General features: G+C 49.7%; 9 protein-coding genes. 7 read left to right on the forward strand and 2 right to left on the reverse strand.

Annotated features, from left to right (window positions below; translation table 11 throughout):
- Positions 1–77: 77 nt before the first annotated feature.
- Both QL223_RS07390 and QL223_RS07395 read right to left on the reverse strand, forming a co-directional pair.
- Entirely contained in the window at positions 78–578 is a 501-nt protein-coding gene (locus QL223_RS07390; RefSeq protein ID WP_046305613.1) for a response regulator, read from the reverse strand.
- The gene (locus QL223_RS07395) at positions 575–2,530 is read right to left on the reverse strand and encodes an ATP-binding protein (RefSeq protein ID WP_281544336.1); all 1,956 of its coding nucleotides are present in this window, start codon (positions 2,528–2,530) and stop codon (positions 575–577) included. Before QL223_RS07395 ends, QL223_RS07390 begins: the two co-directional genes overlap by 4 nt.
- A 174-nt stretch (positions 2,531–2,704) precedes the next feature.
- On the opposite strand from QL223_RS07395, the gene QL223_RS07400 reads away from it, so the two are divergent.
- From QL223_RS07400 to udp, 7 genes are all read left to right on the forward strand, one after another.
- Positions 2,705–4,018, forward strand: coding sequence for a DUF945 family protein (locus QL223_RS07400; RefSeq protein WP_281544337.1), 1,314 nt, complete (start codon positions 2,705–2,707; stop codon positions 4,016–4,018).
- Between the two features lie 220 nt (positions 4,019–4,238).
- Entirely contained in the window at positions 4,239–4,658 is a 420-nt protein-coding gene (locus tag QL223_RS07405) for a CBS domain-containing protein (RefSeq protein ID WP_002541752.1), read from the forward strand.
- Between the two features lie 121 nt (positions 4,659–4,779).
- Positions 4,780–6,255 carry an MATE family efflux transporter gene (locus QL223_RS07410; RefSeq protein WP_281544338.1) on the forward strand — a complete coding sequence of 492 codons (1,476 nt, stop codon included), beginning with the start codon at positions 4,780–4,782 and terminating at the stop codon, positions 6,253–6,255.
- A gap of 204 nt (positions 6,256–6,459) precedes the next feature.
- Positions 6,460–7,875, forward strand: coding sequence for an SLC13 family permease (locus QL223_RS07415; protein ID WP_281544339.1), 1,416 nt, complete (start codon positions 6,460–6,462; stop codon positions 7,873–7,875).
- Positions 7,876–7,887: 12 nt separating this feature from the next.
- Entirely contained in the window at positions 7,888–8,361 is a 474-nt protein-coding gene (locus QL223_RS07420) for a response regulator (RefSeq protein WP_002541755.1), read from the forward strand.
- Between the two features lie 78 nt (positions 8,362–8,439).
- Positions 8,440–10,779 carry a zinc/cadmium/mercury/lead-transporting ATPase gene (locus QL223_RS07425; RefSeq protein ID WP_281544340.1) on the forward strand — a complete coding sequence of 780 codons (2,340 nt, stop codon included), beginning with the start codon at positions 8,440–8,442 and terminating at the stop codon, positions 10,777–10,779.
- Positions 10,780–11,026: 247 nt separating this feature from the next.
- Positions 11,027–11,794, forward strand: a complete 768-nt coding sequence (gene udp / locus QL223_RS07430; protein ID WP_281544341.1) for a uridine phosphorylase — start codon at positions 11,027–11,029, stop codon at positions 11,792–11,794.
- The last annotated feature ends 44 nt before the right edge of the window (positions 11,795–11,838 follow it).

The following is an 11,838-nucleotide window of genomic DNA, read 5'->3' on the forward strand; positions in this document are numbered from 1 at the left end:
TACTAAAAAGGCTGGTTTTTTGACCACTCACGACATTGAATGTCAGGAATTCGGGTCTGGTCACCCTAAGTGTCGATTCAGTTGTCAGAGTAGCTCAGACGGTTATTGCTGATAGCTTCCATAATGCGTTCCGCATCCAACGCACTTACCCAAGGGAGCAGATTACTATCGTTCTCAATAACAAAGGTGGTGAGCTGGTCAATCACCACTTGTTGCAACGTATCGCCGCTCCAAGGTTTGGCGATAAAGTAATCAAGGCTGGCATGATTGACCGCCTGAACGGTTTCTTCCAACCCAGCTTGTCCGGTTAGTAACAGCTTTCTGGCCTTTTGGGTTTCCGCCGAGCTATTCAGCTCAATCAGGAAATCCACGCCAAGATCTTCCGGCATAATGTGGTCACAGAGAATGAGAGCTAACCGCAACTCATCGGCGCTGGCTTCGGCCAAAATCTCTTTGGCTTCTGCGACAGACTCTGCCGCTTCAATGACAAAATGGCTTTCCAGCGATGAAATGTCGTTTACCACGCTATCCAGAACATCGCGTTCATCGTCTACACATAAAATAAGGTACTTACTCATTTGTCCTCCATGTATGGCGCGATAAGGGGAGAATAGGGAAGGGTCACTGTCATCGCTGTAAATTCGCCCGGTGACGAACTGACGTTAATGGCACCGCCATGATGCTCAACAATCTGGCGACAGACAGAAAGCCCAATACCAAGCCCGAAATGGCCTTCACGCTTGGTGGTGTAATTGAGTTCGAAGACTTTATCTTTGATCCCTTCAGGAATACCGACGCCGTTATCCATCACAGTGACTTTGACGGCTTTGCGGCTGCGATAAACGGTTTCACGGGTTCTGACTTCGACCTCGCCATTTTGCCCCACAGCATCCAGCGCATTGGAAATCAGGTTGGTCCATACCTGTTGCAATGCAATTGGCATGCAGCGAATAGGGCGTAACTCGCCATAATCTTTCACCAGTGTAATGCGCTTTAGCTGGTTCTCGAACATCACCAAGGTGTCTTCAATGCCTTCGTGAATGTCGACTTCATGCATGGTTTCGTCGTCCTGACGGGCATAGGTTTTCAGGCTTTTCACCATATCGGCGATACGTCTTGCGCAGACATTGGTCGAGCGAAGCAAGCTGCCTGCTTGATAGAACATGTCCCATTGATTGAGGGTGTGCTGGAACTCATTGCCCAATGCCTTCGTCCAGAACGCCACATCATCAGGATTATCCAATCCCATATTGACGGCTTTTCTGGCTAGGTTGCGGTTACCTACAAGCGGCTCAATGTCTTTGGCGAGTTTGCGGGCATCGGCTGTCGACATCGGGCGAGAGAGCAGAGCTTCCGCCATGATTTGATTCGCTTTCTCGCGCGCTTGGGTATTGAGCTCAACATTAATGAGGGTGCCAATGTTATCGCGAAGGGTTTCGCTATTGCGTAAAATCGCAGAAACCGGGTTATTGAGCTCATGGGCGACACCGGCGACCAGTTGCCCAAGCATCGCCATCTTTTCTTTCTCGATAAGTTGCTTGTGCGCCAATTCCAGCGATTGCAGTGTTTGCTGCAGTTTCACTTCAGTTGTAATACTGCGTTTCAGGCGACGGTTAAAGTGGCGAAGCAGATAATTAGAAAACAGAGGCAATAAGTCATTGCGGGCCTGCATCACTTGAGAAAACAGATTTCTGTTGAGCTTCAACACTTTGGTTGGCTGAAGCGTAATGCCCGTAGAGAAAGAGACATCGCCAGTAACGAAAGACATACCGCCGATCAAGCTGCCTTGGCCAAGCCTTGCCACTTCATGTGATGCGCCAGTTTCATCGCGTTTGAGCAGCGCGACTTCACCTTCCACCACAAACCAAAGGAATGAGTTGGGTTTGTCTTCATGGGTAAGAATATGGTCTTCGCTGTAAAGACGACTAACGTTGTGCTCACTGCTTTGCTCGAAGTAATCCGATATGCCATCAATCAGCTGCTTCGACAGTTCTTCGTCCGAGACGCCCAGTGAAGATTCGATAAAGCCGCTGCGATAGGAAGCCAGTTTCTTCTCGATGTGAGCATCCAACAACCGGCGTTGATCCAGTGTGTTGCAGTACTGCAGAAGATCGTCTGTATTAAATTCCAACACGAATTGCGTGAGTTCTTTTTTTGCCAACTCACTGATTTCATTGTCCGCCCAAGGCTTGGTGAGACAATAGTTCAATCGCCCTTCGTTGACGGCCTGCATGATTTTTTCCAAATCCGGCTGGTCGTTAAGCAGCACGGTTCGGGCACCATGAGAGGCAGGATGATTATCGATATTAATCAGAAGGTTGATACCTTCATCTTCTCCCAGTGTGTGGTCGCAAATGAAAAGGGAGACCCGGCGATCTTCCCGATGGAGTTGCTCTAATATTTCACTGGCGGCCGCAGCATTGTCGGCACAGATAAGGTCGAAGGTTTCGGTAAAACCAGCCAATTCGCGTTCAATTCGCGCCAATACAGAAGGGTCGTCGTCCAGACATAGGATGACATTGGAATTCATGCGTTTACCGTTAAATCTCTATTTTTTGTGAGTGTATCGCTTTGCCCGTCTTTAAGCTGAGAAGAGCGCTGCAAACTGACACATAATTTAAGAAAACGCAGCCGCCTAATAGGGTTATGAGAACCAATGGGTTACACTCGTAAGCACTAGAAAGTCGAGTCAGTTGGAGTGAAAATGATTTTTGGAAAATATGCGGCTGTAGCAGGTGCGGTAGCGATTGCTGTCTTATGGCCGTTTGCGACGGGACAAATTGGTCAGTCTCAATATGAAGCTGAGGTTGAGAAAGCCAAATCCCCTTACATGGCGGTTGAAAACGTTTCTTACGATCGTGGTTACTTATCTTCAAATGTAGTGACCAAGTTTTCGCTGACAGGCTCTACCAAAACCGTTTATGAAGAAGAAGGCCTACCAACGTCTTTCACTGTCCTGAGTGAAATCGATCATGGCTTCCTTAGCATCAGTTCAATTTCCATCATTGATATGACCCCAGAACTTAAAGCATTGTCTGAAGTGCTTTGGCCGTCAGGTGAGTCACCAATCACTCTGGTCAGTGAAACGTCGATTTTTGGGGACACGCAGTTTGACCTGACCGTTCGTGCGATGGATGGCGGCGACGAAGAGATCAAGATTGTCACCTCACCAGCCAATGTCTCAGGTTCAGCGGACAAAGACGGCAACATCGTTTATCAGATGGAAATGCCTTCTGTTGAGCTCTCTGGTGTCGAGGGTGAGAAGTTTACCTTTACTGAAATTACCGGCTCTGGCCAAGGTAAAATGGTCGATGAAATGTGGGTTGGTCAACAACTCATGAATGCCAAGACAGTGAGCCTGACTGACGTCACTGGTATGGCTGCGACCGTGACCAACCTTGGACTTGATGTCCGAAATGAAATGGATGCCACTAATGGTGACGTCGCGACGGCAACGCCTGAAGAACTGCGTATTACAAGCAAAAATACCGTTTCATTCCAGAATCTTGATGTGCCAGAAACCATCGAGCTGAATAACTTCAAGCTGGGCGTAAACTTCAAAGATCTGGATTACACCGCCATGCTGACGCTGGCAGAAAAAGCAGATAGCTTAAATGCAGAGCCAACAGACGAAGATATGATGCAGCTGGCGACGTCTCTGGATGAGTTGGTAGAAAGTGGTATGACTTTTGAATTATTGCCATTAGAAGTGGATACACCTGAAGGCCGCGTAGATGCCAAGTTTGATCTAACGGTTGAGCCGGGCCTTGGCAGTGTGACCCAAAACTTTGGCGCGCTGATGTCCAAGCTGAAAGGTAACCTGTTGGTGAATGTTCCAGCGGCTTATGTTCATGGTGTACCGCCAGTTTCTGCTTCACTGAACAACCTTGAACCTTATGGTTTTATCAGCGAAAGCGAAAATGGCGTGACGCTTGAAGCAAAGATTGAAGGCGACCAAGCAGTTTCCCCAACGGGTGAGCGCATTCCAATTGGTCTACTCATGATGATGTTTATGTAACGTCTTGCATTTGCAAGTAAATAAAGCCGGTCCATTGTGACCGGCTTTTCTGTTTCAGTTACGTGAAAAAATGAACGAAAACCGCCTTCCATTTGTGACAAAGCGTAAAAATACCCTTGTGGCAGCTAGTAATTTTTTCAGGTTGGTCAACACTGTTAGTACAAGCTACAGAGATTTGTCCCTGTTTCTAACAACGTATCAAACAAAACTAGGGGGATGCATGGAATCGATCAAAGTGAAAGATTACATGAACAAAAGACCGGTTACCTTCACCGCTTCCATGCCGCTTTCCAGGGCGTTGGAGAAAATGCTCAGTGCCAACCAGACGGGTGGCCCCGTCGTTGATGACAGAAACAAAGTGGTTGGATTCTTATCCGAACAAGACTTGATTCACAAACTGCTGAAAGCGGGTTATTACTGTCAGGACAGCAACAACGTTGCAGATTGTATGCACAGTGATGTGAAGGCTGTTCTTCCTGATGACAGCATCATCCGCCTTGCAGAAGAAATGCTGCCAGCCAAGCCAAAGGTCTATCCGGTGATTGACGAAGATGAAAGGCTGGTCGGTTGTATTTCACGACGCGATATCCTGCGTGCGATAGCAGCGCAAATTGACGATTCGTTCCACCATCCAGTTTAACTGTTAAAAGAAATAGAACGTGCTGTATCAAAGAAGGTGCTTGAGGCACCTTTTTTTCGTGGCATCATAGTCTGTTAGCCGTAAAACGGTAGATATAACCATATAGAAAACAGGACTTTTCATGCCAAACCAATCTCAGGCCAAGTTTGTTAATGGCTCTATCATGCGCCATATCACCGTGATGTCGACGTCCGGTGCTGTGGGTTTGATGGCGCTGTTTTTAGTCGACTTGGCTGACATGTTCTTCATCAGTCTGCTTGGGCAAGTCGAGCTGGCTGCTGCCGTAGGCTTTGCCGGTACCATCATCTTCTTCTCGACGTCAGTTTCTATTGGTACCTCCATTGCCATGGGCGCTTTGGTGAGTCGTGCGCTAGGTGCAGGTCAACGCGAAGAAGCCCGTAAAATTACTGGCAGCGTCATGGTGTTTTCAGCCTTGGTCAGCATCATCACCGCAGGGATTATTCTGGTTTTCCTTGACCCTATCCTTGCATCTATTGGCGCTGAAGGGGAAGCAGCACAGAAAGCGGCTGACTTCCTCTGGATTTTGCTTCCTGGCGCACCGTTAATGGCGATGGGTATGGCTGGTGGTGCGGCGTTAAGAGGCGTGGGAGATGCCAAACGTTCCATGTCAGCAACTTTGGCAGCAGGTGCTGCAAATGCCGTATTGGATCCTATCTTTATCTTTGCCTTGTCCATGGGCGTGGAAGGTGCAGCAACCGCTTCCTTAATTTCTCGCTTCGTCATGTTCGGTGTGGCGTTCCAAGCCGTACACCGAAAGCACGATTTGGTCACCATGCCGACGTTGGAAGATTTGAAAACTCACTTCAAAGCCATCACCAATATCGCGGGCCCTGCCATCATCACTAACACGGCGACGCCTATCGGCAATGCGATCGTGACTGCTCAGATTGCGAAATTTGGTGCAGATTATGTTGCAGGCTATGCGGTGATGGGGCGTTTATTGCCTGTGTCCTTTGCACTGATTTTCTCCCTCTCTGGCGCGGTAGGCCCGATCCTCGGACAGAACTATGGTGCGCTTCGGTTTGATCGGGTGCGATTGACCTTAAGCGACTCAGTGAAGTTCGTGACAGCGTATTGTGTTGGCGTCGCGATTATCCTTTATTTCTCGCAAGGGTTAATCATTGATGCCTTTAGCCTGAATGGGGATGCCGCTTCCATGGTGGCTCTGTTCTGTACCTATATCGCCATTACCTTCATCTTCAACGGTACCTTGTTTGTTTCCAATGCCGCGTTTAACAACCTTAACCGACCAACATGGTCGACCATGCTTAACGTGGGCAAAGCGACACTCGGTACCATTCCATTTGTGTATGTGGGTGGTCATTACGCAGGTGCTGAAGGGGTGCTGATTGGTCAGGCTGTGGGTTCGGTGTTGTTTGGTATCGCGGGCTACTTCCTGGTTAAACGTCTTATCAACCAGTTGGCAGATGATCACGAGGAAAAAGAAGAAGATCTTGTTCCCGTGGAGCCTAATGTTCCGGCGGCAGGGCTGACAAGCTGTCGGGAAGTGATGGCGGAAGATGCTGATGAGTTGCTATCAGACGAGGATATCTCCAAGAACACATCACGCTCTTAGCCAAAACGATGACTTTACCAAAGGACGCCATTGAGCGTCCTTTTTTATTTGAAAATTCGGAATGCAGACTATTGAAAATACACCGCATTTTATTGATCTAATTCAGTAACTGATCATGACATTGCGCGCAAAATAATCCAGTTGCCCACGGATTCGGCAGGTTACGAAGTGGGCGTTTTAGCTTTTAAGGGACTACAAGCGATTATGCGCATTCACGCTAAATACATACTTCCAATTCTTATCCCCTTGCTGGTGCTGATACTTCCGGCATCTGCGTTTCCCTTTGAAACCCTCACCGTGATGCAGCAGCGAGCCATTGCCTTGTTCTTGCTGGCAGCGCTGTGTTGGGTGCTAGAGCCTATTCCCATCTACGCTACGTCTGTGGTGGTGATTGTGCTTGAACTCCTGTTCCTGTCAGACAAAGGGTTAATCTGGTTTCGCAGCAACGCGGGAAGCGCCGAATTTGGTGACTTGCTGCAATACAACACCATCATGGCGACGTTCGCGAGCCCGATTATCATGCTGTTCCTGGGCGGGTTTTTCCTTGCCATGGCAGCAACAAAATACCGTTTGGACATCAACCTTGCGCGGGTGTTATTGAAGCCTTTTGGTAACAAACCACAAATGGTAATGGCTGGCCTGATGATGATCACTGCCATCTTCTCCATGTTTATGTCCAACACCGCTACCACGGCGATGATGCTAGCGATTCTCACACCAATCCTCGCACTGTTTAAACCCAATGACCCTGGCAAAATTGCCTTTGCACTGTCAATTCCGGTCGCGGCAAACATTGGTGGTATTGGTACGCCTATCGGCACGCCTCCCAATGCGATTGCCTTGAAATACCTGACAGGCGAAAACCTGATCACTTTCGGCGAATGGATGGCGTTTGGTGTGCCGTTTGTTATCGTCATGCTCCTTCTTGCTTGGGTATTACTCAGCTTCCTGTTTCCGGCAGACGAAAAACACATCAATCTGGCTATCAAAGGGCGCTTCCTTAAAACCCCGAAAGCCATCACCGTGTATGTCACCTTTGCGGTCACCGTGCTTCTCTGGCTGATGGGTTCAAGCCATGGCATGAACTCCTACACGGTGGCATTAATCCCTGTTGCTGTCTTTTCGATGACAGGCATCATCAACAAAGAAGATCTGAAAAAAGTCTCTTGGGATGTGCTTTGGCTGGTGTCAGGTGGTTTCGCATTGGGTCTGGCACTGGATAAAACCGGACTGGCGGCGTTGCTGGTAAACAGCATCCCATTTGAAAACTACGCACCGGAAATCGTGCTTCTTGGCGCTGCGGCACTTTGTTTGTTGATGGCGAACTTTATGTCTCACACAGCAACGGCCAACTTGCTCATGCCGATCATGGCGGCGCTGGGTGTGTCTATGGTTTCGCTGTCACCACTTGGTGGTGAAACCACACTGATTCTTGTCGTGACTTTTGCTGCTTCACTGGGTATGTCTCTGCCAATCAGTACACCACCGAATGCGTTGGCGCATGCGACTGGTCATGTCAGTAGCAACCAGATGGCGAAAGTAGGCGTTATTTTGGGCGTGGTGGGTGTCGCGCTCAGTTTTGTAATGGTATGGATTCTACGCATGGTGGAATTCCTGTAATGAGGGAAACAGATGGAAAAAGTAAACATCATTTGTGTTGATGACCAACGCGAGGTGCTGAGTGCCGTACTGAAAGATCTCTCTTCTCTGGCGGTGGCTTTTCATATCGAAGACTGTGAGTCAGCAGATGAAGCACTGGATCTGATTGATGAGTTAGATGCAGAAGGCGAGCATGTAGCGCTGATCATCTCTGACCACGTGATGCCAGAGAAAACCGGTGTAGAACTGTTAACCGAAGTTTCGCTGGACCCACGTTTTCGCTTTACCCGTAAAGTCCTACTGACAGGGCAGGCCACCCATGCTGATACCATTGAAGCGATCAACAATGCGAGCATTGAACGCTACTTTGAAAAACCATGGGATGCCGAAGCATTGCTTGGCGCAGCCAAAAAGCTGGTGACTCAGTATGTATTTGATGCAGGACTGGATTATAGAGACTTCCCTGATGTGCTCGATACGCAGGTAGTGTTGGACAGATTGAAGTAATTTCACAGATTTGGGTTGACCTTGGAGTAGGCTCCAAGGTTTACACTGATAATGAAACTTGGTTAAGGAGATAAACCTATGTGCCATTCATGTCATTCAGTGAAATGCCAAAATCCGATTCAACACACAAGCAAGCCGGAAACCCAACCGAAGGCTTGCTGTTCATCGCATACCGTGAGTGAGAGCAGTTGTTCTACCACAGAAATATCTGATGGAGGCACTGACGATCCATCGTCCCAAGGCTGTTGCAGCAGTCAAACATGCAGCAGCCAAACACAGAATAACGATACACCTTCTGAACCCGTCCTTTTCAGTGACAGTCTGCAATGGCGCGTGACCAATATGGACTGCCCAAGCTGCGCCAATAAGCTCGAAACCGCACTCAAAGGCATCGCCGGCGTTGAATCCGCACAGGTGCGCTTTGCGACCGAAAAGCTCATCGTGAACCTTAACCAAGCTGACAGCGATGCGCTGAAAGCAACGATTGAAGCCAAGGCCGCCAAAACCGGTTTTCCTCTGCTTAGCCTGACAGAACCCAAAGCCCCAGAAAACGAATCTGGCTGGCTTGCTACCTTCAAAAAAGACGGCTTACTGATTTCATTGATTGCCGTGATGACGTTTGCCGCCGTGTTGTCGCAGTGGATGCCAGAAGCAGGCTCCGCCTTGTTTACCTTGGCGACTGTGCTCGGCCTTATCCCCATCGTGAAAAAAGCCATCACCCTTGGGCGCTCCGGCTCACCGTTTTCCATCGAAACCCTGATGTCCATTGCGGCGTTTGGTGCCCTTTACCTTGGAGAAACGGTTGAAGCCGCCATGGTGCTAGTCCTGTTTCTGATTGGTGAGCGGTTGGAAGGTTACGCTTCAGCAAAAGCGCGTGCCGGGATCCAAGCTTTGATGGCGTTAGTGCCAGAAACCGTCACCCGTATTTTTGAAGACGGCAGAAAAGAGTCTGTCTCCGTGTCCTCTTTGCAACCGGGACACGCCATCGAAATCGCACCGGGGGGCAGGTTGCCAGCGGATGCGGTTTTGAAAAATGAGATTGCTGCTTTTGATATGAGCGCACTCACCGGCGAGTCCATACCTGTTGAAAAACAGCAGGGCGATAAAGTGTTGGCCGGTGCCTTGGCCGTCGATCGACTTGTCTCATTGGAAGTTGTGTCAAAGCAAGGTGAGAGCGCCATCGACCGTATCTTGAATTTGATTGAAGATGCAGAGTCGCGTCGAGCACCGGTAGAAAGGTTCATTGACAGATTCAGCCGCTGGTACACACCACTGATGATTGTGCTCGCCGCGCTGGTGGTCACTATTCCACCGCTGATGTTCGGTGAGAGCTGGGATACGTGGATTTATCGCGGTCTGGCATTGTTGCTGATTGCCTGTCCGTGTGCATTGGTGATTTCGACACCTGCCGCAATGACTTCCGGTCTCGCAACAGCGGCAAGGCAAGGCGCACTCATTAAAGGCGGTGCCGCGCTCGAAGCCTTGAGCAAAGTAGAGTGGGTCGCCTTTGATAAAACCGGCACACTCACGGAAGGTAAGCCTGTCGTGACTGACGTACTGGTTTGGGAAGGCGATGACAACGCGCTTCTTGCACAGGCAGCGGCGGTAGAGCAGGGTTCTCATCACCCCTTGGCAAAAGCCGTAGTGGAAGCTGCCAACGCGAGAGGACTAGCCAGCTTGACGGCCGAGAATGTTATCGCCACAGCAGGTAAAGGCGTCTCCGGTGAAGTAGAAGGCAAACACCTCGAAGTGTTGGCACTCGACAAGCTGGATGAGAAATACACTGTCAGTGCCGAGCGGCAGAATGCTGCGCAGACTATTGCCGACCAAGGCAAAACCGTGGCCATTGTGTTCATTGATGGTATTGCCTCTGGCGCGCTTGCCTGGCGTGACGAGCTGAGAGCAACCGCCAAAGCCACCGTTGATGCTTTGAACAAAGCTGGTGTGCGTTCAGTGATGCTGACAGGGGACAACCCCCATGCCGCTGGAGGATTAGCAGGAAGTCTGAATATGGACTTCAGGGCAGGTCTGATGCCTGAAGGCAAAGTGGAAGCTATTCATGACATCGCACTGAAACACCGCGTGGCGATGGTCGGGGATGGTATTAACGATGCGCCGGCAATGAAATCCGCCACTATTGGTATTGCCATGGGCGGAGGCACAGATGTCGCGCTGGAGACGGCAGACATTGCACTCAGCCAAAATCGCATAGAGCAGATTCCATCAGTGATAGCCTTGTCCCGCGCCACCATGCGCAATGTCAGACAAAACGTTGCTTTGGCGGTCGGTTTAAAAGCCGTGTTCCTGGTGACCAGTGTGCTTGGCTTTACAGGGCTCTGGGTTGCAGTCTTAGCAGACAGTGGTGCCACTGCTATCGTTACTCTGAATGCTCTGAGGTTACTTCGCTTTAAAGCTTGAGTGGGGTTCTAAGCGCTCAAAAACCGTCTCTGGATAGAGTGCACTTTGTTTCACTGTTTAAAGTGATTAATGTCACTAAAAACTGAAATGTAATGAAATGAAACTTTATCAAAAGTGAGGTTTGTCACTTTATTTTCCTCCGTGATTGGTATGGTGGGAGCATGAAATAGCAGCTCCCACTGAGAGGAGCTCATACCCTACGTTTAGATGTGTCGACCCTTTGTGTCGATGACTGAGGAGCTAAATAATGACCGAACAAACCGTATTCCACTTAGGCGTGAACCAATCTGATCTTGAAGGCGCAACCATGGCGATTATTCCGGGTGATCCGGCGCGCGTGGAAAAAATTGCAGCGCTGATGGACTCGCCAAAGTTTCTGGCCAGCCACCGCGAATATACCCTGTTCCTCGGTAAGCTGGACGGTCACTCAGTGGTGGTTTGTTCAACCGGCATTGGTGGTCCTTCAACGTCGATTGCGGTAGAAGAACTGGCGCAATTGGGTGTTCGCTCTTTCCTGCGTGTTGGCACCACCGGCGCTATCCAGCCGCACATTAATGTGGGTGATATCATCGTGACGACCGGCTCTGTCCGTCTTGACGGTGCGAGCCTGCACTTTGCACCACTGGAATTCCCAGCCGTTTCTGACTTCGACGTGACCACGGCGATGAAACAAGCGGCAGATGAGTCTGGTGCAGCAGTTCACACCGGTGTGACAGCTTCAAGCGATACCTTCTACCCAGGTCAAGAGCGCTATGACACCTTCAGCGGTCGTGTTACACGTCGCTTCCAGGGTTCAATGGAAGAGTGGCAGGCGATGGGTGTTCTGAACTTCGAAATGGAATCAGCAACGCTGTTGACCATGTGTGCAAGTTCAGGCCTGAAAGCCGGCTGTGTAGCGGGTGTTATCGTTAACCGCACACAGAAAGAAATCCCGAATGCAGAAACCATGGCAGCGACCGAAGCGCGTTCTATCAAAGTGGTTGTAGAGTCTGCTCGTAAGATGCTTAACGCATAACCACAGATACAGCGAAACCCAAAAGAAAGCCGACGCATCCGCGT

Source organism: Grimontia sp. SpTr1, assembly GCF_947387585.1.
GTDB lineage: Bacteria > Pseudomonadota > Gammaproteobacteria > Enterobacterales > Vibrionaceae > Enterovibrio > Enterovibrio indicus.